Consider the following 25,952-nt stretch of genomic DNA (forward strand, 5'->3'; position numbering starts at 1 on the left):
TGATCAGACGGCTGCCTGATTCCTGCTCACTGCTGCCTCACTCGGGCTTGATGCTGATCTGGAAGGCGATCATGCCTTCGTCGACCTTGGCGTCGATGTCCTGGTCGAGGCGCAGGCCCCGGCTCTCGATCTCGCGATACACCAGACCGATCGAACCCTGAACGGGGCCCCGGCGGATGGCCACGCCGATAGAGGCGTCGCCCATGAAATCGCCGGCGTCGTGGCTGACGCCGGACCGTGCATAGTCTCCGTCGCGGGTGCGGGCGAAATTATAGCCTACCGCCCGGCCCGAGCCGGCGATGTAGAGATACCAGCGCTGACGCTCGCCGAAGGCTTCCTGTCCCTCGGGCACCAGGGCCTCCAGATCGTCGCCGATGTCGCGGCCGATGCGCAGGGTGGCGCCGGCCTCGGTCGAGCCGCCCCGGCTGCCGACGCCCACGCCGATGTGCGGGGTCAGGGTGACGCTCAGCCCCGAAGGGGTGCGCCCCAGATTCTCGGTCCAGCCGCGGGTGTAGCTGACCTCATAGTGTTCGGCGTCGAAGGCGGCGACGTCCAGCGGTCCGGGCGGCAGCGGCGCGCCGTCGATCCGACGGATGCGGCCCTCGGTGCGCAGGCGCAGACGATCATTGTAGGCCCCGCCCTCGAACCAGACATCCCGGTTGCTGACCGCCCACGAGTTCGCACGGTCCTGCGGATCGTAGGCGTCGGCGTTGGGCGTGTCCTCGAAATCCACCGCTTCGGCGAAGCGGGCGTCACGGTCCATCCGGGTGAGCAGATCCGAGACGGTGGCCGGGCGCTCGCGGGTCACGGTCCACGGGTCAGGCATCGCGACCTGGCCTGAACGCTCTTCGCCCGCGACGGCGGAAGCCGCACAGGACCCGAACACCAGAACTCCGGCCAAGATCGCCGTACCACGCATCAACGGTCCCCTCAGTCCGTTAACAGATTCAACCCTGCACCAACGGGGCCGGTCCGCCAACAGACATTTTCACGACACTTCCTTGCCCTGATTACGATCCATCGGGGCTTCGGGTTCCGTATGGCCAAGCTGGGAGCAGGGGCCTTGCGCCGCGCGCAAACGAAAGGGGCGGAAGCCGAAGCCTCCGCCCCTCGCGATGTCAGATCAGGCGACGCCCTACTGGCAGGCCAGGCACTCGTCGTAGTCTGTGCGGGCCGCCGAGAAGAGGTCGGGCTGGTTCGGATCGACCTCGGCCTCGGCCTTGTCTTCCGAGCCGGCGAAGGCGGCCCGCTGCACCGACTTGGAGCGCAGGTAGTAGAGCGACTTCACGCCGGTCTCCCACGCGCGCCAGTGCAGCATGTGCAGGTCCCACTTATCCACGTCGCCGGGGATGAACAGGTTGATCGACTGGGCCTGGCAGATTTCCGGGGCGCGGTCGGCCGACAGTTCGACGACCCAGCGCTGGTCCAGTTCGAAGGCGGTCTTGAAGATGCCCTTCTCGTCCTCGTTCAGCTGGTCGAGGTGCTGGACCGAACCCTCGTGCTCGAGGATCGAGTTCCACACCGCCTCGGTGTCGATGCCCTTCTCGGCCAGCAGCTTCTTCAGATAGGGGTTCTTCACCGCGAAGGAGCCTGACAGGGTCTTGTGGGTGTAGATGTTGGCCGGGATCGGCTCGATACCCGCCGAGGTGCCGCCGCAGATGATCGAGATCGAGGCGGTCGGGGCGATGGCCATCTTGTGGCTGAAGCGCTCCATCACGCCCATCTCGGCGGCGTCCTCGCACGGGCCCTTCTCCTCGGCCAGCAGACGGCTGGCCTTGTCGGCCTCGCGACGCAGATGCTTGAACAGGCGCATGTTCCACGACTTGGCCATCGCGCTTTCGAAGGCCACGCCCTGCGATTGCAGGAAGGAATGGAAGCCCATCAGGCCCAGACCGACCGAACGTTCGCGCTTGGCCGAATAGACGGCGGCGGCCATGGCGGGCGGGGCGCGGCGGATGAAGTCTTCCAGGACATTGTCGAGGAAGCGCATCACGTCCTCGATGAATTTCGGCTCCTCGCGCCATTCCAGGAAGGTCTCGGCGTTGACCGACGACAGGCAGCAGACCGCAGTGCGGTCGACGCCCAGGTGGTCGCGGCCGGTGTGCAGCATGATCTCGGCGCACAGGTTCGACTGCTTGACCTTCAGGCCCAGCGCCTTCTGGTGCGGCGCCAGCTGACGGTTCACCGTGTCGGAGAAGATCAGATAGGGCTCGCCGGTCTGCATGCGGATCTCGAGGATCTTCTGCCAAAGGTTCCGGGCGTCCACGGTCTTCATGACCTCGCCGTTCTTGGGCGAGAGCAGATCGAAGGTCTTGCCGTCGCGCACCGCTTCCATGAAGGCGTCGGTGATCGAGATGCCGTGGTGCAGGTTCAGGGACTTGCGGTTGAAGTCGCCCGACGGTTTGCGGATTTCGAGGAACTCCTCGATCTCCGGGTGGTGGATGTCCAGATAGACAGCGGCCGAACCCCGACGCAGCGAGCCCTGCGAGATGGCCAGCGTCAGTGAGTCCATCACGCGGATGAAGGGGATGATGCCCGAGGTCTGACCCGCGCCCTTGACCTTCTCGCCGATGGAGCGGACGCCGCCCCAGTAGGTGCCGATGCCGCCGCCGTTCGAGGCCAGGGCGACGTTCTCGTTCCAGACGTTCTGGATGCCGTCCAGCGAGTCGCCGACCGCGTTGAGGAAGCAGGAGATCGGCAGGCCGCGATCCGCGCCGCCGTTCGACAGCACCGGGGTGGCCGGCATGAACCACAGCTTCGACATATAGTCGTAGATGCGCTGGGCGTGTTCCGCGTCGTCCGAGAAGGCGGTCGAGACGCGGGCGAACATGTCCTGGTAGCTCTCACCGGCCAGCAGGTAGCGGTCCTCGAGGGTCTTCTTGCCGAAGTCCGTGAGCAGATCATCCCGCGAACGGTCGATCTGGATCGAGGGGACGAGCGACAGATGGGGGCGAGCCTCGCCCTCTGCGCCCGCAACCGTCTGGAATTCCACCGTCTTCAACGCTTCGCCGCCAGCCATTTGATCGCCGCCCTGAACAAAAAATCTTCGAGGTATCCCCGCGCTCCCAACCACAAGACCTAGTGGGTGAAGCGCGCCCCGAGCCAACATATGGGGCGCAGATGGCTAACCAACCGTCAACGGGCTTGACGATCACTTTCTGGGCGAATCGCGTTCAAGACGGGGGATGAGCCTGTGGACAGGCCGTAACGCGGGCATGACACGGTTGCGCCTTATTTGATCACGAACGCGTGAGGGGAACGTCTCACAGACGTGACCGTTAGCTTGGCCATGACCGGGGAACAGCAAGTCGTATTCTGGCGCCGCGCACTGCGCATCGCCCGAACCGAAATCGCCGCGCTGAGCGCGCTGCTGGTCATCGCCCTGGGGGTGATGGCCTTCGTGGAATTGGCTGACGACATGACCGAGGCGGACGGCCAGATGTTCGATCTGCAGGTCCTGCACTGGCTGCAGCCTGTGGCCGGAGAGCCGCGCGGGCCGTGGTGGCTGCACGAGGCGGCGGCGGACCTGACATCGCTGGGCGGGATTTCGGTCCTGACCCTGTTCGCGGTGATCGCCTTCAGCTTCCTGCTGATCCAGAGGAAGCGTTTGTCCGCCCTGCTGTTGGTGGTCGGCCTGCTGGGCGGCGTCTGTCTGAGCGAAGGCCTGAAGGCCCTGTTCGAGCGCGAGCGTCCGCCGTTGGCCTATCAGGCGGTCGAGACCCTGAACGCCAGCTTCCCCTCGGGCCACGCCCTGCTGTCGACGGTCTTCTATCTGACGGTGGGGGTCATGCTGACCCGCGCCTTCCCGCAGAAGCGGTTCAAGGCCTTCATTCTGGGGTGTGCGATCACCATTGCGATGCTGATCGGCCTGACCCGCGTCTATCTGGGCGCGCACTGGGCCTCGGACGTCATCGCCGGCTGGTGCGCGGGCGCCGCCTGGGCCATGGCCCTGTGGCTGGTCGCCTACGCCGTCGAACGCCGCCAGAGCGCGGCGCACGCGCGGCTGCAGGACGAAGAGGCGGGGTAGAAATACTGGCTCGCCCAGAAGCTGTGTGCGAAGCTCCCCAAATACTCGGGGGAGTTAAATGGCAAGAAGCTTCACAGCGGCATTGATGAGGGCAGGACGGGCCGCCGAACGGGCCCATCGGGCGAATGTCCGGGCCCATGCTGCACATGGCCGGGCGATGGAAAGGCAAGCGCGGGCCGACGCCAAGGAGGCTCGGAAAGCCTACCTTGAAGATCGAGCGTATGAGGCCGAAGACCTCAACGAGGATCTTGATGCGCTGAACGACGAGTTGAACGGGTTGCTCCGTGATGGCCTTCAAAGTTGTCCGGCCATCGATATTTCCCGTCTTAAGAGGACATTCCAGCTATCCGAGTTGCCGCCGGCGCTTAGAGCGCTGCAGAGGCCGGACCCTGAACGCTTCACGCCCAAGGCGCTTACTTGGATCGACAAGCTGGTTCCGGGTGCAACGAAGCGGTTCGAGCTCGATGTAGCTAAGGGGCAGCGCCAGCTCGCAGTCGCCTTGGCCGAATACGAAGGCCTAGTTTCAAAGCGAAGCAACGCCGTCGAAGCGCTTCAGGCATCTGTGGGGCAGCACAATTCTGAGATCGACGCGTTTCAAGAGGGAGTCGATAGCGGGGATATCGACGCGATTACGGCTTACTTCGACCTCGTCCTTGCTAACTCAACCTATCCAGACTCTTTCCCCGTGTCTCACCGGGTCGGGTACCTTCCAGAATCCAAGCAACTGATTGTGGACTTCCAGCTGCCGACGATGCTGGAGGCTATCCCCTCCGTTGAGCGCTACACCTTCGTCCGATCAACGGACCAAATCCGGGAGAAGGCAAGGAGCGAGCGTTCAAGGAAAGAGCAATACCTCACAGTCATTTCCCAGATCGCGCTGAGGACCGTTCACGAAGTGCTAGTCGCTTTGGAACCGTCTCCTTTGGACATCGTGGCATTCAATGGGTTTGTGGTCGCTATCGATCCCGCCACGGGCCGGGAAGTCCGTCCCTATGTTATTTCTCTGCGAACAACTCGCGAGGCTTTCACGGGGGTTGAGTTGCGCGCGGTTGATCCGGTGGCGTGTTTGAAAAGGCTGAACGCGACCGTGTCACGCAGTCCCGCGGAGCTTCTCGCGATTAAGCCTGTTGTGGATATCAACATGGCCGATCCTCGGTTTGTTGAAGAGCAAGATGTGCTGTCCGCATTGGATACCCGCCCGAACTTGATGGAGCTAACGCCGGGCGAGTTTGAATCCCTGATCACGAATCTCTTTCAGAGTATGGGTTTGGAAACAAAGCTGACCCAAGCGTCGCGAGACGGCGGTGTTGATTGCGTGGCCTTTGATCCTCGCCCCGTACTTGGCGGTAAGGTCGTTGTGCAGGCCAAACGTTACAAGAACACGGTTGGTGTCAGCGCGGTCAGAGACCTTTTCGGAACAATGCACAATGAGGGCGCCTCGAAGGGGATTCTCGTCACCACAAGCGGTTACGGTAAGGCAGCTTTCACCTTTGCGGATGGAAAGCCGATCGAACTCCTGTCGGGAAGCAACCTGCTCTATCTCCTAAAGGAGCACGCAGGTGTTGATGCCAAGATCGAGGCGCCCGCTGATTGGAAGGACCCGGTCGTGGACGTGTCGTCTTAGACTTCGAACACCCTATACGGCTGGTCGCCCAAGGTCCGCAGCACGGGCAGGGCCACGTTGTAGACCGGCACGCCCTTGTTCGTCCGGCCTTCGGGGGCGCCGCGGTGGGCGTGACCGTGTACGACCAGGCTGACGTTGTCATAGCGGTCGATGGTCTCGCCGAGGCGCGATGAGCCGAGGAAGGCGTGGATCTCCGGCGGCTCGCCCACCACGGTGTCGACCACCGGCGAGTAGTGCAGCAGCACGACCGACCGCTCGGTCCGCAGCATGCGGATGGAGTTCTCAATCTGGTTGGCGTCCTCGACCGCCTCCTGCACGAAGGTCTTGATGGTCGCTTCGCCGAACGAACTGAGCATGTAGCGGCCGAAGCCGCCGACGAAGCCCTTGCCGCCCGCGAAGCCGACGCCATCGATCTCGTAGGCTTGCCCGGTCAGCATCTGGACGCCTGCATCGCACAGCATCTTCGTCACGTGCTCGGGCTGGCCGCACTCATGCTCGTGATTACCCAGCACCCCGACCATGGGGATCTTGCAGGATCGGAGGTCCTCCAGAAGAATCTCGACCTCGCGCGTCTTGCCGAAATTCACGAGGTCGCCGCAGAGGCACAGGACGTCCGCGTCGTCGCTGACCCGTTCGAACAGTTCGCGGTACGGCCGGTCGTGGTTTTCGCCGACGTGCAGATCGCCGACGGCGGCCACGCGCAGTTTCTTCTTCGGACCGGCGTCGAGGCCGGGCTGCGGGGTTTGCGGGTCGTTCATGCCACGCCCCCGCGCTCTAGCAGCGAGCGACCGCGTCGCGAGCGATAGCGCCCTTGTTCAATGTATGGGGTCATGACGCTCCTCCAGCCCCTTGCCCACCACGTCGCCGAAGCCCCATTCGCTGATGTCGGCGATATAGTCACGGGGGCTGAACAGGCGGCCGCGGCAGACCTTGACGCGCGGGGCGGGCAGATCGACCTGGGCGCGCAGGCGCTCGTTCAGCTCGACGATCAGCCAGCCGGGCACCCGGTCCCGCTCCGTGGGGTAGGCGAAGCGGAAGTTCAGCAGATGGGCGAACAGGACTTCCCAATAGAGGTCCATCTGGTTGAGCAGGCCCTTCCAGTCGATGGCGTCCGACTGCTTGAGAATGACGTGGTTCACATCCGCGCCGTCATAGCGGTAGCGGTCCTGGATGAAGACCTTGGACAGGATCAGGGCGGTCGGCGGGGTGATGCCGACTTCGTGGCCATAGACCTGGATCGTGTCGCCGCCGAACCAGCTGTCGTTCACGGCGATGGTGCCGTTCGACATGGCGAAGATCACGTCGAAGAAATGCTTCTCGTCCTTCCAGACCTTGGCGATCCAGCGTTCGTCCTCGACGTCGGTGCGGTAACCGCGCGCCTGGAAGAAGGAGAGAATGCGGGGGTAGTCGCCGGGCTTGCAGAAGACGTCCAGATCCTTGGTCGGACGACTGATGCCCGTATAGGCGGTCACGGCGTAGGTGCCCGACAGCAGGAAGGGAATGCCGCTTTCCTTCAGCAGCCGCAGGGATTCCTCATAGAAGGCGAGGGCGTCCTCCGGCGGATGGAAGCTCGGTGCGGCGATCAGGTCTGACATGGCGTTCCTCCGCGGCGCGGCAGGAAGGCGGCGCGGGTCAAAAAACGGTCGTCCCTCACTCACGGTTCCGTACAGGAGCCGACACCCGCGTTAGGTGAAATCCCTCATTCGACCTCAAGCAAGTTTGTTTACGGATCGAACCGTAACGGTAGTGCGACGGGATGGAGACGGGAGGCCTCCAGTTGCAGGGACGTTGGCGTCTGTTCAGGCATGAAGCGGGTCGGGTCGCCGGTCCGGCGCCCTGGGCCTATGTCCTGCTCTTCGCCGCCTCCCAGACCATCGGCCACTGGAGCACCGCCAATTTCGGCGCGGTCACGGTCTGGCTCTCGAACGGCATCATGGTGGCGGCCCTGCTGCAACTGCACCGCCGTCCGGCGATGCTGGCGATCACCGCCTGTTTCGCCATCAACCTGTTCTCCAATGTCCTGCGGGGCGACCCGGGCGTGCTGCTGTGGGTCAATGCGCTGATGAACATGGCGCTGGCCTGGCTGGTGGCCATCCAGACCCGCCGGTTCTGCGGAGCCGCGCTGGACATGCGCCGTCCGCGCCGCCTGATGCGCTTCGCCCTTATCGCCGTTGTCTCGGTCGCCGTCGTCGCCGCGGCGGGAGTCACCGTGCTGTGGGGGATGCGTCATCCGCCGCTGTCGCTGCTGTTCTTCACCTTCCGGTCGCTGGCCGGCGTCGAGCTGATGGGCCTGTTGCTGGTCACGCCGGTGCTGCTGCTTTTCGCCCGGGCGCACCGGTTCAGGGCCGTCGCCCCTCCCTCGCGGTTCGAAGCCGTCGCCCTGATGGGCGGGATGATGGTGGTGACCTTCGCCGTCTTCCTTCAGGACCAGGCGCCGCTGCAGTTCCTGACCTTCCTGCCGATGCTGGCGATCACCCTGCGCCTGTCGCCGACCCTGGCCGGGAGCGCCCTGCTGATCCAGGCCGCGATCAGCGGCGTGGCGACCCTGACCGGGAACGGGCCCGTCAGTCTTTATCAGCCCGTGCCGGTCGAGGGCCTTGAGGCTGTTCCGACCATCGTGCGGCAATTGGGCATCTACCACGTCTATATGCTGGCGATGGTCGCGACCGTTCTGCCGCTGTCGACGGTGATGAGCGAGCGGCGTCGGCTGGAGGCGCGGCTGCGCGCCCGCACCCTGGCCGCGCAGGAGGCCCGCCGCCGGGCCGAGGACGCCTCGGCCGCCCGCTCGCGCTTCCTGGCGGTGATGAGCCACGAGATGCGCACGCCGCTGAACGGGGTCGCCGGTTTCGCCGACCTGCTGTCCACCCGCGCCGACCTGCATCCCGATGCGCGGGGGCAGGTGGATCAGATCCGCGAGGCCGGGGCCGGCCTGCTGATGCTGGTCGAGGACATTCTGGACTTCGCCCATGGCGACGACGCCCTGTCGCCCGAGGCGCTTGATCTGGCCGCCGTGGCGCGGGAGGCGACGACCCCCAGCCGCGCCGCCGCCGATGCGCGGGGCCTGTCGCTGACGGTGGAGGACCACCTGCCGCCGGGCGCCCGCTTCGCCTGTGACCGCCGCGTCTTGCGCCAGACCCTGCATCCCCTGATCGCCAATGCGGTGAAGTTCACCGAGACGGGCGACGTGACCGTGCGGCTGGATCATCATTCCGGCGGCGTGGTCATCCGCGTCACCGACACCGGCATCGGCATTCCCGACGCCGCCATGCCCGCCCTGTTCGAGGCGTTCGAACAGGTCGACGCCACCATCGGACGCCGTCACTCCGGCACGGGTCTGGGACTGGCGCTGGTGGCCCGCCATGTCGCCCGTATGGGCGGCCGGATCGAGGTCGAGAGCGAAGTGGGCGCCGGCTCGACCTTCATCCTGCATCTGCCGCTGGCGCGTCTGGAGGATTCCGCGCCGGCCGCTGTCATGGACTTCCCCGAGCCCGTCCCGGCCGCGGCCGATGCGCCCGGGGATGAGCGCGCGCCCCGCATTCTGGTCGTGGACGATCATCCGGTGAACCGCGAGGTCGCCCGCATCATGCTGCAGGCCTGTGGCTGCGAGGTCGTGGAAGCCTGCGACGGCGTCGAGGCGGTCGAGGCCGTCCAGGCGGACATCTTCGATCTGGTGCTCATGGATGTGCGGATGCCGCGCATGGACGGGCTGGAGGCCACGCGTCGTATCCGGACACTGCCGCAGGGCTGCGGACTGGCCGTCGTCGCCATGACCGCGGACGCCATGCCCGAGGATGTGGTCCGCTGTCTCGCCTCGGGCATGAACGCCCACATGGCCAAGCCGGTCAGTCAGGCGGGCCTGTTCGACGCCGTCAGCCGCGCCCTGTCCGGCGACCTGCCGGAAGCCCGGGTCGGGCGCGCGGCCTGATCGGGCGCTCCACGCTCAGGTCCTTGGCGGGCCGGCGCAAGTCCGCCCCGGATCATCCCCCGCTTCGTCCCCAAGTGCGTATGGCGCAGCTACTACATCTAGCGTTCATGAAAAAAGTGATCGCTAAATAGCCGCATTTCGGCTTGGCGCCGGGGCCGCTCGCCCGCATGGTGAAAATCCATTTTCACGGATTCGCCGTCAGAGCTCCCACGATGAACGCGCACGTCTCGCCCACAGGTCTGATCACGCCCGGCCTGCTGACCCCGTCGGCCGCCTACAAGCCGTTCCGCTATCCGTGGGCGTTCGACATGTGGAAGAAGCAGCAGCAGGTCCACTGGATGCCCGAAGAGGTGCCGCTGGGCGAGGACGTCAAGGACTGGGCCGCCAATCTGGAGGACAGCGAGCGCAACCTGCTGACCCAGATCTTCCGCTTCTTCACCCAGGCGGACATCGAGGTCCAGGACAACTACATGGAGCGCTACGGTCGGGTGTTCAAACCGACCGAGGTCAAGATGATGCTGGCGTCGTTCGCCAACATGGAGACCATCCACATCGCGGCCTACGCCCTGCTGCTCGAGACCATCGGCATGCCCGAGGCCGAGTTCGGCGCCTTCATGGAATATGAGGCCCTGCGCGACAAGCACGACTACATGGGCCAGTTCGGGGTCGATACCGACGCCGACATCTGCCGGACGCTGGCCATGTTCGGCGGCTTCGCCGAGGGGCTTCAGCTGTTCGCCTCGTTCGCGATGCTGATGAACTTCCCGCGCCAGAACAAGATGAAGGGCATGGGCCAGATCGTGTCCTGGTCGGTGCGGGACGAGAGCCTGCACTGCGAGGGCATCATCAAGCTGTACCACGCCTTCAACAAGGAGACCGGCGCGGTCACCAAGTCGGTCGCGGACGACATCGTCGAGTGCTGCCGCACAGTCGTGAACATGGAAGACAAGTTCATCGACCTGGCCTTCGAGATGGGGCCGGTGAAGGGCATGACGCCGGACGACATCAAGAAATACATCCGCTTCATCGCCGACTGGCGCCTGCGCCAGCTGCAGCTGCCGGAACTGTACGGCGGTTCGAACGAGAACCCGCTGCCGTGGCTGCAGTCCCTGCTGTCGGGCGTCGAGCACGCCAACTTCTTCGAAGCCCGCGCCACCGAATACTCCAAGGCCGCGACCAAGGGCTCGTGGCACGGCGCCGACGGCGTCTGGGGCTCGTTCGACGCCCTGATGAAGAAGCGCACGGAAGACGCGGGGGCCTGAGCCCCCGCTTACTGACTTATTCGGCCGCCGTGGCCGGTAACTCGGTGCTGCACGAATAGGCGGCGCAGTAGGCGTTGCGCATATGCGCGGCCAGACGCTCGTTCGCGGCGAAGAACTCGGGGCTGGTCGCCTCGATCTGCCAGATCGTGGGCAGCATGATGTAGGCGTCCGGGCGCGACAGGCGGGCGCGATCGTCCGGCTGCATGGTCTGTACGACGGCCAGAGGCATGGTCGCCCGGCGTTGCGCCCCTTCCGCCTCGAAGGCGCGAGTGACCATCCCGCTGACGACGTTCATCCGATCCACCTCGACCGTACGGGCGGCGCGATAGGCGGCGGACTCCCCTTCGGCCGCGCCGATGTAGGACAGCTGACGGCGCAGGGACGCCACGTCGGCGTCGCGCACCGGTTCACCGGCGTAGGGCTGGGGCGCGGCGGGCGGGTCGAAGCTGATCACGAAGGTGATGGGGGCCGGCGCCGGGCGACCGTCATAGGTCTGGGGCGTGACCGTGTATTTCGCCAGCAGGCGCGACACGCTCTTTTCAAAATTCAGACCTTCCGGCGCGACCGCCACCTGACGGCACCGCTGAAGCGTGCCGGAGATGGTGTATTCACAGCGCATCTTCACCTTGCCGGGGATGCGCGCCATCCGGGCGAAGACGGGATAGGCCTCGTTGATGTCCGACACCGAGGGACGGGCGGCGAATTTGGCCGGGACCACTTCGGGACCCTTTTCGCACGATGCGAGCGTCAGGGTTCCGACGACGGCCGTTGCGGCCATCGCAAGTCTTCGATTCAACATGGCTTTCCCCCTGATACGCCCCGATCCCTCCAGACCGGATGACGTGTGACTTATCGCGTGTGTAGCGCGTGAATGGCAACGTCTTCGTGTCGCAGAACGTGACCCCATTCCGGCGTCCGACGCGTTAGAACGGGGCATGAGCGCTCGTCCTGTCTCAAATGTCGTCCTCGTCGGCTTCGGCTACGCCGGCCGGACCTTTCATGCGCCGCTGATCGCCGCCTGCGGGGACCTGCGGCTGCACACCATCGTCACCAGCAAGCCGGACGAGGCGCGCGCGCTCTGGCCGGACGCCCGGGCTGAGGCGGACTTCGAGGCGGTGCTGGCCGATCCGGAGATTGATCTGGTGGTGCTGGCCACGCCCAACGACCTGCACGCCCCACAGGCCCGCGCCGCGCTGGAGGCGGGCAAGGCGGTGGTGATCGACAAGCCCTTCGCCCTGTCGCTGGAGGAGGCGCGAGGCGTGGCCGATCTGGCGCGCGACCGGGGGCTGCTCCTGTCGATCTTCCATAACCGCCGCTGGGACGCGGACTTCCTCGGTCTGCAACAGCAGATCGCCTCGGGCGCGCTGGGCGATATCCGCACCTTTGAAAGCCATTTCGACCGCTTCCGGCCCGAGGTTCGCGACCGCTGGCGCGAGCGGGCCGGGCCGGGCGGGGGCATCTGGAATGATCTGGGGCCGCATCTGATCGATCAGGCTCTGGTCCTGTTCGGCATGCCGCTGGGCGTCACCTGCGAACTGGCGGTGCTGCGCGAGGGTGGTCAGGCGACCGACTGGGCCCATGCGATCCTGCGCTACGCCGACAAGCGGGTGATCCTGCACGCCGACATGACCACCCCCGCGCCCGACATCCGCTTCGCCGTGCATGGCGCGAAGGCCAGCTGGCTGAAGGGCGGCCTCGATGTGCAGGAAGATCAACTGAAGGCGGGCGAGGCCGTCGGTGTTCCGGGGTGGGCTGTCGATCCCCGCCCGGCCACGGTCGTTGACGGCGGGACCGGCGCCCGGGCCGAGGTCGCCTGTCCGTCCGGCGACTATCCGGCCTACTACGCCGCCGTCGCGGCCGCCCTGACCGGACGCGGAGACAACCCCGTGCCGCCGGAACAGGCGCTGGCGGTCATGGCGGTGCTGGAAGCCGGACTCGAGAGCGACCGGCTAAGGGCCGAGGTGGCGGTGGGCTAGTTGCGCAGGCCGCCGCGAACGGCGTCCCGTGGCGGCGGGCCGATGGCCGGGCATTCGTACCGCGCGCAATAGAGGGTCTTCAGCCGCAGGGACTGTTCGGCGTCCAGAGCCATGGCCCGGTCTCCGGCCCGTGTCATCGTCTCTTCGGACGGCGGCGGCCCTGACGGAGGCAGGCCATTCGCGAATGCGGTCAGTTGGGACGGGTTGAGCAGGCGCGCCATGCCGAGCGCGGCGGCGGCCTTCTGCCGGTCGGCGAATTCCGCATCAACCTGACGAACGATGGCGCGGACCGCGTCCTCACGGTCGGTGTCGACGTCGAGGTGTCGCAGCTCTTCCTCGAAGTCCGCGGCCATGTCCGGCTCAAGCTGCGCCACCACGGCGGCGGCGTTGCGGATGTGCTCGGCCGCGGGCTCCGCGCCGGTCCATGGCAGGATCGGTTTGGGCTCGGGCGGCAGGAAGCGGATATTGAACTGAACCCGGGCGCCGACCTCGGCGCCGTTCACCGTGCGGGGACTGATCCGGAACTCCGGGATCAGGGACAGGGCCGCCCGGTCAAATCCCACGCCGGCGGGAGCGGCCCGAAGGACCGTGCATCCGGTCAGGTTTCCATCGGATCGGGCCAGACAGCTCAGGGTCACGATCCCGGGCAGACCGGCCATGCTCGCAAAGGCCGGGTGCGCCTCGGCCATGGTTTCGGCGTCGGGGATGGAGGCCCAGCTGGGGTTGGTGATCATCGCCGGGCGTTGCGGGGCGTTCTGGGCCGAGGCGGCCCCGGCCAGCAAAAGCGCGCAAACGGTCAGAGCCGCCGTCCGGCTATGCGTCATCGTCATCCCCTCAGCTTCCCGGCTGGATATACGGGATTCGACCAAAGAAGCGCCGCTCATCCCCGCGCGGATCGTTCTCCATCCGGGAGGCGCGGTCCAGCACCATGGTTTCGCGATGGACCAGCGAATAGGGCGTCCAGCGCGGCAGTCCGGGATGGTTCGGGTCGCCTGTGCGGGCGAACGCCAGCAGGGCGTCGGCCATCCGGTCCGACATGGCCTGTCCGTCAGGGCCGGCGGCGCCCGACCCTTCGGCCTCGACATTGTCCAGCATCAGGGGGATGTCGGAGGTGTGGTAGGCGCCCGTTCGCCCGTTGGTCCGGCGGCTGGGGAAGTCCAGCTGGTAGACCCAGGCGGGCGAACCCTGCGCCGCGCGCATCTCCGCCTCGATCACCGCCGCCCGCCAGGACCGGGCCGCGGTGGTGGCGCGGATCAGGACCTGATCGGGGGTCAGTTCCGGATGCTCGGCGCGATACCAGGCGACTACCTCGTCCGGGGCGATGTCGATGCGCATCTGCGACGGGGTCAGTTTCGCGGGCAGGGTCTCCCACGTCAGACCGGCATTGGCCGGATCGTCGCCGAGGAAGGCCAGCGTCTCCTCACGGCAGTTGCCGATCATCATCGGGATGTGGGCCGATTGCGCCGGGGCGTCGGGGAAGAAGGGGTGGCGCGTCAGGCTGCGCCCATCCAGAACCGGCCCGAAATACAGAGAGCCGCCCAGGATGGGATCGGTCGCGCCGGCGGCCTCCAGCAGGCGGGCGACGGGCAGGGCGCGGACCTCGTCGGCGCGTTCCGCCGTCAGGCCAAGCGCCTCCAGCCAGACCTGTCCGCGCCGCGTGGCGTTCAACGGGCCGGAGGCGGTGACCTGCTGGCCGCTCATCGTCACGGCGCGGTGGAACAGGCCCGCGGCGGCGGGCATGGCCATCAGGGTGGCGATCTTGGCCCCGCCGCCCGACTGGCCGACGACGGTGACGCAGGCGGGGTCGCCGCCGAAGGCCGTGATGTTGTCCCGCACCCACTCCAGCGCCAGCACCAGATCAAGCTGACCGAGATTGCCGCTGTCCTCGAAGCCCGGCGCGATCCGGGCCAGCGGCGCATAGCCCAACGGCCCCAGCCGGTGGTTCACGGTGACGACGACCGCATCCCCTCGCGCCGCCAACCGCGCGCCATGGGTCAGAGGGCTGGAGCCCGAGCCGGTCGAATAGGCGCCGCCGTGGATGTAGACGATCACCGGACGGCGGGCCTGATCCAGCGCCGGCGTCCAGAGGTTCAGGCGCAGGCAATCCTCGGACTGGTTGGGCTCACGACCCCGCTGGGGCGAGGCGGGACCGAAGCGGGTGAAGTCAGGCCGACCGGTCCACGGCGCGGGCGGCCCGGGCCGCTCGAACCGGCGCGCCCGGCCATAGGGAACGCCCTTCGCCGACAGCACCCTCCCGTCCGGGGTGGTGCGGACTGATCCGTACCGGGTTTCGGCGACGACGCGCTGTCTGTCCCGCCCGAACGCCGGAGCGGCGCCCAGGGGCGTCGTCAGGGTCAGGGCCGCGCTCGCGGCCAGCCCCAGCCCTCGACGGGTCAGTCGGTGATCGTCCAATGCGTCCCCCGGCGCTTGAACCCGCCTCAGCGCGGCGAGGGCGGGGTGCAGCGGCGGCTGGCCACACAGGCGGCGACCTCGGCCTCATGGGCGGCGCGATCACGCTCGTACTGCTCCCGCGCGGCGTTGGCGGCGGCCACGTCGGACTCCCACTGAACGCGGGCGGTGTTGGCCCGCGAGGACTCTTCCTGCCAGCGCTGGTTCTCGGTGTTGAAGCGCGCCTGATCGGCGGCCTCTGTCGCCTCGGCCTCGGCGTTCCGGGCCGCGATGCCTTCGTTCAGCTTGGCGGTGGCCGAAACCTCGGCCGGGTCCTGCGCGGACTCCGGGGCTGAGTGATAGGTTTCACCCCGCTGGCGCAGCCATTCGTCGGAACCCGGCGTGGGCGCGGCCTGCTGCAGGGAGGCGGAGGGCGCCGTGGGCGTGGCGGTCGGCTTTGCCGTCTGGGCCAGGGCGGGCGTGGCGGCCAGCGTCAGGGCGGCGAGACAGCACAGGGTCATTCGGGTCATGTCGGGTCTCCTGAACAGAAGCGTCATTGACAAGCTGGACCGTTTCGAGGCGCTCCGCGAGCCTAAACGCCGGCCGGGCGATTTGGCTCACGCCTTGGCTCAGTGAGGGAAGCGCAGCTCGAAGGTGGTGCCGGTGGGGCCGGTCTCGATCAGGGTCAGGCTGCCGCCGTTGTTGACCGCCAGTTCGCGGGAGATGGTCAGGCCCAGCCCGCTGCCGCCCGAGGCCCGTCCGCTGACGAAGGCCTCGAACAGACGCTCCGAGATGCGCGGCGGAATGCCGGGGCCGTCGTCGGTGATCAGGATCACGCAGTCGCCGTCCTCAGTGGAGCCCGACACCCGCACGGAGCCCCGCCTGTCGGGGCGGGTGGCGTCGCTCTCGATGGCCTGCCGGGCGTTGCGCAGCAGGTTGACCAGAATGCGATACAGCTGATCCGGGTCGGCGTGGACGTTAAAGCGGGCGGGCAGGGCCTTCACCAGCTTCACGCCGTCGGGCGAGAGGCCCGCGTCCTCCGCCGCCAGCGTCAGGGTGGTCGACAGGGGCGCGCGCACCTTCTGCGGCGGCGGCTCCTCGCTGCGGCCGTACTCCAGCACATTGCGTGACAGGGCGGCGGCGCGGCTCAACGCCCGCTCCAGCCGGGGCAGGGCCTTCGCGACGGCGGGGTCCGGCGAATCGGCCAGCCGCTCCGACGCCATCTGGGCCGAGGTCAGCATGTTGCGCAGGTCGTGATTGATCTTGGCCACCGCCTCGCCCAGCGCCACCAGTCGGGCGCGCGAGCGCAGGGACTGGCGCACCTCCTCCTGCATCCGGGCCAGTTCGCGCTCGACGCGGCCGATCTCGTCCTGCCGCTTGCTGGGCGGATCGCCCTCGGCCTCGGGATCATGGGCGAAGCGCTCGATGGAGCGGGTCACGCGCCGCAGGGGCTGCAGCACCAGGAAGGCCAGGCCGGCGTAGAGCAGTCCCCCCGCGACCAGCGACACGAACAGGGAGGTCAGCAGGCTGTTGCGCAGGAAGGTCTTCAGCTCCGACTTCAGCGGCTGGGCGGGCGCCAGAATCTCGATGAAGTCGCCGGAGCGGTAACGGGGTCTCGCCTGCACCCGGATCGAGCGGTCGGGGTGGCCGAACAGGGTCTGCCACGGGTCCCACAGCCGGGCCAGCGGCCGCCGCTGACGCAGGTCGATCAGGTCCGGGGTGCGGGGTAGATTGGGCGCCTGTAGCAACAGGCGGCGCACGCCCTGATCGCCGACGACCACGGCCTGCACGCCCCCGATGGCCAGCAGTTGCTCGGCGGTGTCGTCCTCGACCGCCGAATAGGGCAGGGCCTCGACGCCGACAGAGGCCAGTTCGGCCGATTGCAGGCGATCCAGCAGCCAGCGCTCATGGAAGCTGGCCGCGCTGGGTGCGACGATCAGCACCTCGACCGAGGCCGCGAACAGGAAGGTCAGGCCGAGCAGGCGCCAGGACAGGGCGTCGGGCGCATGAAAACGCACGCGCTCGCGCCAGTCGGCGGGAATGCGCAGGCCCTTGCGGACTTCGCTCAGAAAGGCGCGCAGCGGCGTCATTCTCCCCCTAACGCAAGGCTGGCCGGAAGGGCTGCTTCTCTCACGTCGCGGCCTTTCGGCCCAGAGCCGCCTGTATGCCCTTCATCGCGAAGGGAAGCACCACCGCCAGAATGAAGACGCCCGTCATCGGGGCCCAGAACTGGCCGAACAGGGCCTGGAAGTCGGGATCGGGGTTCTCGGCCAACAGGGTGTTGAGCCGCGCGCCGATCCAGCAGTAGATCGTATGGGCCGGCAGCAGGCCGATCACCGTGGCGATGGTGTAGGGCGCCAGCCGCACGGTCATCATGCCTGCGGCGATATTGATCATGTGGAACGGCACCACGACCGCAAGGCGGCTGGCCAGCACGTACCAGAAGGTATCCCTGTCGATGGCGACGCAGACTTTCTGCATCAGGCCCTGATTCCGCTCGGCCCGCTCCCGCAGGCTGCGCCCCAGCGCCGAGGTCGCCACGCCATAGACGATCAGGGCCCCGATGGTGGCGGCAATGGAGGTCGAAATCCCGCCCACCCAAGGGCCGAACAGATAGCCCGCCGTGATGGTCACGAAGAAGACGCCGGGCACCACGCTGGCCGTCAGGATGGCGAAGACGGCCATCAGGATCAGCAGGCTCACTATATAGTGCTGGGCCGTGAAGGCGCGGAACCCGGCTCCGTGGTCGCGGATGGTGTCCAGCGACAGATAGCGGTTCCAGCCCATGCCGAAGATCAGGGCGATGACGGCCGCGAGGGCGATCAGGGGCAGAAAACGCTTCAGACGGGCCATATTCTCTCCGTACAGGGGGGATCAGAAGGGCGCTACGGCGTTGACTCCGTCGGATCGTCCCCGTATACGCCCGCCCTTCCTGCGGCGGACGCGTTTCGTCGTACTCGTATTCATTTATCTCAGGAGCCGACCGTGAAGCGGACCTATCAGCCGTCGCGACTCGTGCGCAAGCGCCGTCACGGCTTCCGTTCGCGGATGGCCACCAAGAACGGTCAGAAGATTGTTCAGCGCCGCCGCGCCAAGGGCCGCAAGCGCCTGACGGCCTAAGTCGTCAGCGCTCTGCGCGAGCGCATGGGCGATAGAATGAAAATTTGTCGCCTGACTTCGCGGCCCCAGTTTCTGGCGGCCGCGAAAGGCGTTTCAGAGGCCCGTGGCGCCGTGGTCGTCCAGCGACTGGATCGCGCGGACGGCGACGCCTCGATCCGCCTGGGCTTCACGGCCACGCGAAAGGTCGGCGGGGCCGTGATCCGCAACCGCGCCAAACGCCGTCTGCGCGAGGCCGCCCGCGCGCTTGCGCCGCAGTTCGGCGTGGCCGGCAGCGACTATGTGTTCATCGCCCGCATGGGCACGGTCGATCGTGACTGGGACCGTTTGCTTGACGATGTGAAATCGGCGCTTACAAGGCTGGCGACCCCGAGGTCGGCGCCCAAGTCCGCGCCCCCGACGCCCCCGCCAGCCGGCCAGGATTCCTGACTTCCATGCCCCCTCAGAACAACAGCCGCAACACGATCATCTTCTTCGTGCTCGCGGCGATCATGGTGACCCTCTATTCGGTCTTCGTCGTCGGTCCGCAGCGCAAGGCTGAAGAGACCAGGCGCGCCGCCGCGGTCGCCGAGAAGGCCGCCAACGCCGCGACCCCGGCGGGCGCCGCTGCGGGCTCGACCCCGGGCACGGTCTTCATCGCTGATCGCCGTCAGGCGCTGGCGACCTCGGTCCGCGTGCCGATCCGCACGCCGCAGCTGACGGGCTCGCTGTCGCTGACCGGCGGCCGCATCGACGACCTGTTCCTGACCAGCTACCGCGAGACCCTCGACAAGGACTCGCCCCCGGTCGAGCTGTTCCGTCCGCAGGGCATGCGCGACGCCTATCAGGCCCTGTTCTTCTGGAACGGCGCGAACGTTCGTGGCGGCGTGCCCGGCCCGAACACCGTCTGGCGTCTGACGCAGGGTTCGGTGCTGACCCCGACCACCCCGGTCACCCTGACCTGGGACAACAGCCAGGGCCTGCGCTTCACCCGCCGCATCTCGGTTGATGACCAGTATATGTTCCAGGTGACCGACACGGTCGCCAACTTCAGCGGCCAGCCGATCGTCATCGCCCCGGTCTCGCGCGTCGAGCGTCAGGGCGTGCCGCAGGTGGCCCGCAACCACATCGTCCACGAGGGCGCCTTGGGCGTGTTCGGCGGCGGTGACCAGAAATACGCCAGCCGTCCGCTGAAGTACGCCGACTGGGTCAAGAAGCCGGTCCAGACCTATCAGTCGACCGGCGGCTGGGCCGCGATCACCGACAAATTCTGGATGGCCGCCCTGATCCCGGATCAGGCCGAGCAGATCGAGGCCGAGTACCGCGTCCGCGACGTCAACGGCCTGAAGGTCCACGAGGTGAACGTCCAGGGCGCGCCGGTGACCATCGCCGCCAACGGCAACATCACCGAGACCCGCCGCCTGTTCGCCGGCGCCAAGCGCAATGAAATCCTGTCGGGCTACGAGAAGTCGCTGAACCTGCCGCGCTTCATCTACGCCATCGACTGGGGCTTCCTGTTCTTCCTGACCCGCCCGATCTTCCTGGTGATCGAGTTCTTCTACGGTGTCATCGGCAACTTCGGCCTGGCCATCCTGGCCCTGACCCTGACCGTGCGTCTCATCATGTTCCCGCTGGCGAACAAGAGCTACGAGAGCATGTCGAAGATGCGGACCCTCCAGCCCAAGATGGAGGAGATCAAGAAGAAGCACCCGGACGACGCGCCCAAGCAGCAACAGGAGCTGATGGCCCTGTACCAGAAGGAGAAGATCAATCCTCTGGCCGGCTGTCTGCCGCTGCTGCTCCAGATCCCGGTCTTCTACGCCGTGTACAAGATGCTGTCGGTCACCATCGAGATGCGGCACGCGCCCTTCTTCGGCTGGCTGCAGGACCTGTCGGCGACCGATCACACCACCATCTGGAACCTGTTCGGCCTGATCCCCTGGGATCCGTCGACCGCGCCCTTCATCGGCAACCTGCTGGTCAGCCACGTCGGCGGCGGCTTCAGCCTGGGCCTGAGCGTGCTGGCCATCATCTACGGCGCCACCATGTGGCTGCAGATGGCCATGAGCCCGCCCGCTCCGGACCCCGTCCAGCGCCGCATCTTCCAGTTCATGCCGGTGGTGTTCACCTTCATCATGGTCAACTTCCCGGCGGGTCTGCTGCTCTACTGGGGCTGGTCGAACGTGCTCACCATCCTGCAGCAGTACATCATCATGCACCGCCTGAAGGCCGAGAACCCGATCGACACCTTCCTGGCCCGGTTCAAGAAGGCGAAGGCCTAGGTGGACGATTTCTCGCCCGAGGAACTGGAGCAGGCGCGCATCCTGTTTGCGCGTCAGGCGACCTTCGTCATGGGCTGCGCCAAGATCGAGCAACTGCCCGATCCGGACCTGCCCGAGATCGCCTTCGCGGGTCGCTCGAACGTGGGCAAGTCCAGCCTGATCAACGGGCTGGTCGGCATGCACAAGCTGGCTCGCGCCTCGAACGAGCCGGGCCGGACGCGCGAGGTCAATTTCTTCGACCTCGACGGCAAGATGCGTCTGGTCGATCTGCCCGGTTACGGCTGGGCCAAGGCGTCCAAATCGACCGTCAAGAAGTTCCAGGATCTGGGCCGCGACTACCTGCGTGGCCGGGTGACGCTGAAGCGCGTCTATCTGCTGATCGACAGCCGTCACGGCCTGAAGTCGGTCGACAAGGAGGCGCTGGATGCGCTGGATCTGGCCGCCGTCAGCTACCAGATCGTCCTGACCAAGGCCGACAAGCTGAAGAAGGGCGAGGCCGAAAAGGTTCAGGCCGAAACCCTGAAAGCCATCGCCAAACGCCCCGCCGCCTTCCCGGCGGTCATCGTGACCTCGGCCGAGAAGGGCGACGGCATGCCCGAACTGCGCGCCGAGATCATGCGCACGACGGGCGTGGTGCTCTAGAACGGGTTGCACGAGATCGCGCCCAGTGATTCGGTGCGACCATGCAAACCCGCCACATCCAGACCGACTCCCTCCGCCAACAGGTTCTGGAGGCCGGCTCAGGCCCGCTCGTGCTGTTCATCCATGGCTTCCCCGAGCTGGGGATCAGCTGGCGCGCGCAGGTCGAGGCGCTGGGGCAGGCGGGCTATCACGCCGTCGCCCCGGACATGCGGGGCTATGGCGGGACGGACAAGCCTGAGCAGCGGGAGGCCTATTCGGTCCTGCATCTGGTCGGGGACATGGTCGATCTGGTGCGGGCGCTGGGGCATTCGACCTGCACCGTCGTCGGCCATGACTGGGGCGCGCCGGTCGCATGGCATTGCGCCCTGATGCGGCCGGACGTCTTCACCGCCGTGGCCTGCCTGTCGGTGCCGCTCCAGCCGCGCCGGGCCAAGGGACCGCCGACCGTAGCCATGGCCGCCATTTCGAAGCGGGCCGGGCTGGGCGAGCTCTACATCAACCAGTTCCAGGCTCCCGACGCCCATTCCGTGTTCGAGGTCGATGTCGAGGCGGGCTTGCGCAAGGGCTTCTGGGCCTATGACGGCGCCACCCCGCCCGAGCTCCAGTCCACCGGCTTCATCCAGCCGGGTGAGAATTTCATCTCCACCGTCCCCGAAGATGCGCCCCTGCCGCCGTGGATGAGCGCCGACCATTTCGCAGAGTATGTCGCGGCGTTCGAGGCGGGCGGCTTCCGCGCTCCGCTGGACTGGTATCGCTGCATCGACCTGAACTGGTCGCTGACGGCCTTCCTGCAGGATGCGCAGGTGCGCGTGCCGGGCGCCTTCATGGTCGGCGACCGCGATCCGGTGCGGCACTACTCCGGCCAGCACGAGGCGGGGCTGAAGGCGCTGGTTCCGGACCTCCGCTCACAGGTCGTCGTCCCCGGCGCAGGTCACTGGATCCAGCAGGAACGGCCCGAGGTGGTGAACGGCTGGCTGCTGAAGTTTCTGGACGGGCTGTGAGCCAGTCGACGGACCAATTTGCGACGCCCGTGGATCGGTACGTCCAATTTTGACGTACCGGCGTGCCACACTGTGCCCCGGTTTTTGAAATCGCGATCCGAACCGTTCGCTTCCGGTTGAGTGGAGGCCTCAAGCTTTGCCAAGCGCGAAAAAGTGCACCTTTGTGCACTCAAAAAATATTTGAGTGCACCCTCGTCGGATCACAGACCGGCGATGGCTTCCGCCGTCACCTCGAGGCTGTGCAGGCGTGCATCCAGATCGTGGATCATGCCGGTGACCATCACCTCGTTCACCCCGGTCGTGGCGATAAACTCGGCCAGCTTGGTCCGCACCGTGTCCACGCCGCCGATGGCGGCATAGGTCAGGCGGCTTTCGACCGCCGCGATCTGGCGGGCGTCGAGGACCGTGGCGATGTCGTCCACCGGCGGCTTCAGCTTGCCGGGCTTGCCCGTCACGACCGCCGCGAACGACTGCTGCATCGAGGTCGACAGGCGCTTCGCCTCCGCATCGCTGTCGGCGGCGAAGACGTTGATCGCGGCCATCGAATACGGCTCGGCCAGTTGCTTCGACGGACGGAAGCCGGCGCGATAGGTCTCCAGCGCCTGCAACAGAAGCTCCGGCGCGAAATGGCTGGCGAAGGCGAAGGGCAGGCCCAGATGGGCGGCCAGTTCGGCGCTGAAAAGGCTGGAGCCCAGCAGCCAGATCGGCACCTTCGATCCGGCGCCCGGCCAGGCGGTGACGCGCTGGCCCTCCACAGGATCGCCGAGGAAGTTCTGAAGCTCGAACACATCGCGCGGGAACTGGTCGGCGGCGTCGAAATAGCGGCGCAGGGCGCGCGCGGTCTCACCGTCCGTGCCGGGCGCGCGGCCCAGCCCCAGATCGATCCGGTCGGGATAGAGGGCCGCCAGCGTCCCGAACTGCTCAGCCACCACCAGCGGCGCATGGTTGGGCAGCATGATGCCGCCGGAACCGACGCGAATGGTCTGCGTCTGGCCCGCCACGAAGCCCAGCGCCACGGCCGTCGCGGCGCTGGCGATTCCGGGCATATTGTGGTGCTCGGCCAGCCAGAAGCGGTTGAAGCCGGTCCGTTCCGCCGTCTTCGCCAGTTCGGCGGTTTCCAGAAGGGCGCGGCGGGCGTCGCCGCCCTCGACGATGGGCGACAGGTCGAGCACGGAGAAAGCGGTCATGGCCGACAGATCGGGTCTCCCGCCGGTCATTCAAGTCCTGTCCGGTTACGGATTGCGACGAAACGGGGGTGAAGAGTGAGTGGTGAGTCGTGAGTAAGGGGGCACGCAGCAGGAAGCAGGAAGCGGCGGCTCACGGCGCGGCCAGCATCGCCCGCCTTCTCGACTCACCACTCACTCTTCACTCGCCACAAACGAGAGGCGCGCATAGGCTCTCCGGAATGGAGGGCTCCATGACCATTCTTTCGCCGATCCTCGCCGTCGCCGTGGCCGTCGCGCCCGCACAGGTCTCGCCCGACATCACAGGCGCCTGGGAGGGGCGGTTGTCGGTGGGCGGGCAGTCGATCCGCATCGTCTTCAACGTCGCCGCCGACGGCGCGACCACCATGGACAGCCCCGATCAGGGCGCGCGGGGCATTCCCGCGACCTCGGCGGTCGAAGGGCGCACGGTCCGCTTCACCGTCTCCGCCATCAACGGTCGTTTCGAGGGCTTGCTGGCCGAGGACGGGCGCAGTCTGTCCGGCACGCTGGCGCAGGGCGGCGTGAGCGCGCCCATGCAGTTCCAGCGGGGCGAGATCGCTGCCGGGCCGTCGCGTCCGCAAACGCCGCGGCCGCCGTTCGCCTATCGCAGCGAAGACGTGGCTTTCGACAACCCGGCCGCGCCGGGCGTGCGGCTGGCCGGAACCCTGACCCTGCCGCAGGGATCGGGGCCGTTCCCGGCGGCGGTGCTGGTCACCGGTTCGGGCGCGCAGGATCGGGACGAGACCATTCTGGATCACAAGCCCTTCGCCGTCTGGGCCGACGTCCTGACCAGGCGGGGCGTGGCCGTGCTGCGCTACGATGATCGGGGCGTGGCCGCCTCGACCGGCAGCTTCCTGGGCTCCACCGTCGCCGACTTCGCCGGCGACGCCCGCGCCGCCGTGGACTACCTGCTGACCCGGCAGGACATCGACCATGGCCGGATCGGGGTGATCGGTCACAGCGAGGGCGGGACCATCGCCCCGATGCTGGTGCAGGACGGCGCGCCGCTGGCGTGGATCGTGACGCTGGCGGGCCCGACCGTCTCCGGCGGTGCGATCATCGAGGAACAGGCCCACCTGATCCGCGTCGCCTCCGGCGCCACACCGGAACAGGATGCCGCTCTGGGCGCCCTGCAGGCGTCCCTGATGCGCGCCGTCGCGGACAACGCCGATGATCCGGCGGCGGTCGCGCGCGAGGTCGAGGCCATTCTGGTTGCGGCGGGCCAGCCACAGGCGCAGGCCGCGTCGACGGCCGCCCAGATGAGCTCGGCCTACTATCGTCAGATGATCGCGCACGACCCGTCGGACTCCCTGCGCGCCGTCCGCGTGCCCATGCTGGCCCTGTACGGGAGCAAGGACCTTCAGGTCTCGGCTGATCAGAACGGTCCGGCCCTGCGTGCGCTCAAGCCGGATGCCGACATCGTCGTCCTGCCCGGCCTGAACCACCTGCTCCAGCCCGCGACGACCGGTCTGATGGCGGAGTACGGGCAGATCGAGACCACCCTCGCGCCAGAGGCGATCTCGACCGTGGTCGACTGGGTCGCGGCGCGCAGCGGGCTGTGAGCCGCCTCAGACCGGGTGGGTCGGTTCCGGCTTGTCCGGCGCCGGTTCCGGCGTGGCGGGCACGTCGGGCAGGGGGATGAACTCCAGGTCGTCCTCGGCGGGCAGGGCCATGCGTCCGGCCTTCCAGTCCGCCTTGGCCTGATCGATCCGCTCCTGCGAGGACGAGACGAAGTTCCACCAGATCACGCGTGGCCCCACGGGCTCGCCGCCCAGCACCATGACCGACGACGGGCGGATCGCCTTCACGGTCGGTTCGGCGGTGGGCTCCAGCACGATCATCTGGCCTTCGTGGAAGGTGCGGTCGCCGACCTCGATCTCGCCCTTCACCACATAGAGGGCGCGTTCGGAATAGCCGCCAGCGCCCTTGCCCGGAGGCGGCGCGGTCCGCACGCCCTCGGCCAGTTCCCAGTGAACGTAGAACAGCGGCGACGACACGGGCGCCAAGGCCTTGGCGCCGTAGGCCTCGCCCGCGACCAGACGGGCGAACAGACCCGCGTTCTCATAGGCGGGCTGGCCGTCCTCGCCGAAGTGGTGGAAGGCGGGGGCGGTTTCTTCCAGTTCCTTGGGCAGGGCGACCCAGGCCTGCATTCCGTGCATCGCCCCGCCCTGGCTCTTCTTCAGCGGATCGGTGCGTTCGGAGTGGACGATCCCGCTGCCCGCGGTCATCCAGTTCACCTCGCCCGGGCGGATCGCCTCGGTGGCGCCGGTGTTGTCCCGGTGCATGATCTCGCCCTCGAACAGATAGGTCAGGGTCGACAGGCCGATATGCGGGTGAGGCCGCACATTGATCGCCTCGCTGCCCGGCGCGAACTCCGCCGGCCCCATCTGGTCCAGGAAGATGAACGGCCCCACCATCCGGCGCGAATGGAAGGGCAGCACGCGGCCGACCTCGAACCCGCCCAGGTCCTTGCGGCGCGCGTCGATCACCAGTTCGATCATGTCTGTGTCCCCCGGCCCGTCCC

At 67.2% G+C, this 25,952-nt stretch carries 23 protein-coding genes; 11 read left to right on the top strand and 12 right to left on the bottom strand.

Going from position 1 to position 25,952, the window contains the following annotated elements:
- Positions 1 to 37 precede the first annotated feature (37 nt).
- The gene (locus ACODRV_RS00185; RefSeq protein WP_240811715.1) at positions 38 to 919 is read right to left on the bottom strand and encodes a lipid A-modifier LpxR family protein; all 882 of its coding nucleotides are present in this window, start codon (positions 917 to 919) and stop codon (positions 38 to 40) included.
- A 216-nt stretch (positions 920 to 1,135) separates the two neighbouring features.
- Positions 1,136 to 3,019 carry a ribonucleoside-diphosphate reductase subunit alpha gene (locus ACODRV_RS00190; RefSeq protein ID WP_488907024.1) on the bottom strand — a complete coding sequence of 628 codons (1,884 nt, stop codon included), beginning with the start codon at positions 3,017 to 3,019 and terminating at the stop codon, positions 1,136 to 1,138.
- Positions 3,020 to 3,289: 270 nt separating this feature from the next.
- Here ACODRV_RS00190 and ACODRV_RS00195 point away from each other — a divergent pair, with 270 nt between their 5' ends.
- Together ACODRV_RS00195 and ACODRV_RS00200 are read left to right on the top strand one after the other, a co-directional pair.
- Positions 3,290 to 4,027 (top strand): phosphatase PAP2 family protein, encoded by a 738-nt coding sequence (locus tag ACODRV_RS00195; RefSeq protein ID WP_141625685.1) that lies wholly within the window; start codon positions 3,290 to 3,292, stop codon positions 4,025 to 4,027.
- A gap of 58 nt (positions 4,028 to 4,085) precedes the next feature.
- A complete protein-coding gene (locus ACODRV_RS00200) occupies positions 4,086 to 5,651 on the top strand; it encodes a restriction endonuclease (protein ID WP_488907025.1) in 1,566 nt (521 codons plus the stop codon).
- On the opposite strand, the gene ACODRV_RS00205 is transcribed toward ACODRV_RS00200, so the two are convergent.
- The gene (locus tag ACODRV_RS00205) at positions 5,648 to 6,409 is read right to left on the bottom strand and encodes a metallophosphoesterase family protein (RefSeq protein ID WP_141625687.1); all 762 of its coding nucleotides are present in this window, start codon (positions 6,407 to 6,409) and stop codon (positions 5,648 to 5,650) included. The genes ACODRV_RS00200 and ACODRV_RS00205 overlap by 4 nt on opposite strands.
- 57 nt (positions 6,410 to 6,466) lie before the next feature.
- Entirely contained in the window at positions 6,467 to 7,246 is a 780-nt protein-coding gene (locus tag ACODRV_RS00210) for a hypothetical protein (protein WP_488907026.1), read from the bottom strand.
- A gap of 182 nt (positions 7,247 to 7,428) precedes the next feature.
- Between ACODRV_RS00210 and ACODRV_RS00215 the strand changes: the two genes are divergently transcribed.
- Together ACODRV_RS00215 and ACODRV_RS00220 are read left to right on the top strand one after the other, a co-directional pair.
- Positions 7,429 to 9,576 (top strand): ATP-binding protein, encoded by a 2,148-nt coding sequence (locus ACODRV_RS00215; protein WP_488907027.1) that lies wholly within the window; start codon positions 7,429 to 7,431, stop codon positions 9,574 to 9,576.
- A gap of 212 nt (positions 9,577 to 9,788) precedes the next feature.
- A complete protein-coding gene (locus ACODRV_RS00220) occupies positions 9,789 to 10,838 on the top strand; it encodes a ribonucleotide-diphosphate reductase subunit beta (protein ID WP_488907028.1) in 1,050 nt (349 codons plus the stop codon).
- Between the two features lie 16 nt (positions 10,839 to 10,854).
- Here the strand turns inward: ACODRV_RS00220 and ACODRV_RS00225 are convergent, their stop codons facing one another.
- The gene (locus tag ACODRV_RS00225; protein WP_488907029.1) at positions 10,855 to 11,616 is read right to left on the bottom strand and encodes an energy transducer TonB; all 762 of its coding nucleotides are present in this window, start codon (positions 11,614 to 11,616) and stop codon (positions 10,855 to 10,857) included.
- Between the two features lie 157 nt (positions 11,617 to 11,773).
- Between ACODRV_RS00225 and ACODRV_RS00230 the strand changes: the two genes are divergently transcribed.
- Entirely contained in the window at positions 11,774 to 12,814 is a 1,041-nt protein-coding gene (locus tag ACODRV_RS00230) for an oxidoreductase (RefSeq protein WP_488907030.1), read from the top strand.
- On the opposite strand, the gene ACODRV_RS00235 is transcribed toward ACODRV_RS00230, so the two are convergent.
- From ACODRV_RS00235 to ACODRV_RS00255, 5 genes are all read right to left on the bottom strand, one after another.
- Complete coding sequence (locus tag ACODRV_RS00235) at positions 12,811 to 13,644, bottom strand: TonB family protein (protein ID WP_168196769.1); 834 nt, start codon at positions 13,642 to 13,644, stop codon at positions 12,811 to 12,813. The genes ACODRV_RS00230 and ACODRV_RS00235 overlap by 4 nt on opposite strands.
- A 4-nt stretch (positions 13,645 to 13,648) precedes the next feature.
- A complete protein-coding gene (locus ACODRV_RS00240; RefSeq protein ID WP_488907031.1) occupies positions 13,649 to 15,226 on the bottom strand; it encodes a carboxylesterase/lipase family protein in 1,578 nt (525 codons plus the stop codon).
- 26 nt (positions 15,227 to 15,252) lie between these two features.
- Positions 15,253 to 15,732, bottom strand: coding sequence for a hypothetical protein (locus ACODRV_RS00245; RefSeq protein ID WP_141625694.1), 480 nt, complete (start codon positions 15,730 to 15,732; stop codon positions 15,253 to 15,255).
- A gap of 99 nt (positions 15,733 to 15,831) precedes the next feature.
- Complete coding sequence (locus tag ACODRV_RS00250; RefSeq protein WP_141625695.1) at positions 15,832 to 17,292, bottom strand: sensor histidine kinase; 1,461 nt, start codon at positions 17,290 to 17,292, stop codon at positions 15,832 to 15,834.
- Between the two features lie 40 nt (positions 17,293 to 17,332).
- Positions 17,333 to 18,055: a TVP38/TMEM64 family protein gene (locus tag ACODRV_RS00255; RefSeq protein WP_488907032.1), complete on the bottom strand. Its 723-nt coding sequence runs from the start codon at positions 18,053 to 18,055 to the stop codon at positions 17,333 to 17,335.
- Between the two features lie 132 nt (positions 18,056 to 18,187).
- On the opposite strand from ACODRV_RS00255, the gene rpmH reads away from it, so the two are divergent.
- Genes rpmH through ACODRV_RS00280 form a run of 5 tightly spaced genes read left to right on the top strand, consistent with a single transcriptional unit; the run spans position 18,188 to position 22,223 of the window.
- Positions 18,188 to 18,322, top strand: coding sequence for a 50S ribosomal protein L34 (rpmH, locus tag ACODRV_RS00260; protein ID WP_123288089.1), 135 nt, complete (start codon positions 18,188 to 18,190; stop codon positions 18,320 to 18,322).
- A gap of 24 nt (positions 18,323 to 18,346) precedes the next feature.
- Positions 18,347 to 18,748, top strand: coding sequence for a ribonuclease P protein component (gene rnpA / locus ACODRV_RS00265; protein ID WP_488907033.1), 402 nt, complete (start codon positions 18,347 to 18,349; stop codon positions 18,746 to 18,748).
- Positions 18,749 to 18,753: 5 nt separating this feature from the next.
- On the top strand, positions 18,754 to 20,580 hold the full coding sequence (gene yidC, locus ACODRV_RS00270) for a membrane protein insertase YidC (protein ID WP_141625698.1): 1,827 nt from the start codon (positions 18,754 to 18,756) through the stop codon (positions 20,578 to 20,580).
- Positions 20,581 to 21,222, top strand: a complete 642-nt coding sequence (gene yihA, locus ACODRV_RS00275) for a ribosome biogenesis GTP-binding protein YihA/YsxC (RefSeq protein ID WP_488907034.1) — start codon at positions 20,581 to 20,583, stop codon at positions 21,220 to 21,222.
- Between the two features lie 41 nt (positions 21,223 to 21,263).
- Complete coding sequence (locus ACODRV_RS00280) at positions 21,264 to 22,223, top strand: alpha/beta fold hydrolase (protein ID WP_488907035.1); 960 nt, start codon at positions 21,264 to 21,266, stop codon at positions 22,221 to 22,223.
- A gap of 200 nt (positions 22,224 to 22,423) precedes the next feature.
- Here ACODRV_RS00280 and ACODRV_RS00285 read toward each other — a convergent pair whose 3' ends face one another.
- Positions 22,424 to 23,410, bottom strand: coding sequence for an LLM class flavin-dependent oxidoreductase (locus ACODRV_RS00285; RefSeq protein WP_488907036.1), 987 nt, complete (start codon positions 23,408 to 23,410; stop codon positions 22,424 to 22,426).
- A 230-nt stretch (positions 23,411 to 23,640) separates the two neighbouring features.
- Here ACODRV_RS00285 and ACODRV_RS00290 point away from each other — a divergent pair, with 230 nt between their 5' ends.
- Positions 23,641 to 24,990, top strand: a complete 1,350-nt coding sequence (locus ACODRV_RS00290) for an alpha/beta hydrolase family protein (protein WP_488907037.1) — start codon at positions 23,641 to 23,643, stop codon at positions 24,988 to 24,990.
- Between the two features lie 6 nt (positions 24,991 to 24,996).
- On the opposite strand, the gene ACODRV_RS00295 is transcribed toward ACODRV_RS00290, so the two are convergent.
- Positions 24,997 to 25,929, bottom strand: coding sequence for a pirin family protein (locus tag ACODRV_RS00295; RefSeq protein ID WP_488907038.1), 933 nt, complete (start codon positions 25,927 to 25,929; stop codon positions 24,997 to 24,999).
- Between the last annotated feature and the right edge of the window lie 23 nt (positions 25,930 to 25,952).

The organism is Brevundimonas sp. FG8, assembly GCF_057808845.1.